We start from the raw sequence: 1,029 nt of genomic DNA, 5'->3' as shown, positions 1-1,029 counted from the left end.
CGGTTGGTGGACTGGTTTCGACGAGCGTGGCCGTGCATGCTGGTTGTCGATGTATCGGTTGAAATTGCTTTATTGGCTCGATTGTGTGGAGTTCCAACTATCTTTGTGCGCCAAAGGGGTACGCGTTCCGACTCAGCTCACTCGCTGGCATACGACAGTGCAACGCGCCTGCTAGCCCCTTATCCACGCGAATTAGACGAGCCTTCCATCCAGAAAGAATGGGTAGCGAAAACCGATTACGTAGGACTGGTTTCTCGTTACGGTCGGACTACGCGACAGTGCGAGTCGAAGCCGTTCCATGTCACCGTAATCTGCGGGCACGGCGGCACGCAATTCACGATTGCCGATGTCGCCGCAGCCGCGCGCGCAAGTGGGGATTGGCAATGGACCGTCACCGGCCCTGTATCAGGCGAGGGCGGCGATCTTCCTTCTAATCTGGAACTGGTCGGCACGGTGAGCGAGCCGTTGCCGTGGCTCGCCTCTGCATCGGTTGTCGTTGGATCCTGCGGTGATACGTTGGTTGGCGAAGTCGCGGACTTGCGTTGCCCATTCGTCTGCATTCCTGAGGCGCGTCCGTTCGATGAACAGCGGTCGGTCGCAAAACTTCTGGCGGCCTCAGGGCTTGCGATCCACTGTCCCGAGTGGCCTATCGCGCATAAGTGGTCATCGATACTGGAACAGGCATTACAGCTCGACGTTACGCGATGGAACACGGCAACGGACGGAGAAGGCGCAGCGCGTGCGGCCGACGTCATCATCAAAACCGCACAGCAGATTTTTCAATGAACGTACTGACTTTGGTTCATGGCCGCCGTGCGCATCTGGCAAATCTGATACGCAGTCTTGAGGCTTCTACATGCGTGCCGGATGCGCTTGTTATCGTCCATATGAATGAGGAGCCTGTCGTATGGAAGAGCCCTTGTTTTCCTATTATTCAGGTTTCCGTCAGAACTGCAGATGATCAATTGCCGCTTGCTGCCGCGCGCAATCTAGCGGCCAAGTATGCGACGGATGATGAGCTAGTCTTTT

Annotated in this window: 2 protein-coding genes; both read left to right on the top strand. The window is 56.4% G+C overall.

From position 1 onward, the window contains the following. Positions 1–786 (top strand): hypothetical protein (locus P7F28_RS09320; protein ID WP_277184222.1); only part of this gene is annotated, 786 nt, incomplete at its 5' end. After that, positions 783–1,029, top strand: a 247-nt coding sequence (locus tag P7F28_RS09315) for a glycosyltransferase family 2 protein (protein ID WP_277184221.1), incomplete at its 3' end; no start/stop codon positions are given. The genes P7F28_RS09320 and P7F28_RS09315, both read left to right, overlap by 4 nt.

It is taken from the genome of Caballeronia sp. BR00000012568055 (assembly GCF_029439455.1).
Lineage (GTDB): Bacteria > Pseudomonadota > Gammaproteobacteria > Burkholderiales > Burkholderiaceae > Caballeronia.
This window is presented reverse-complemented; position numbering and strand designations above follow the sequence as displayed.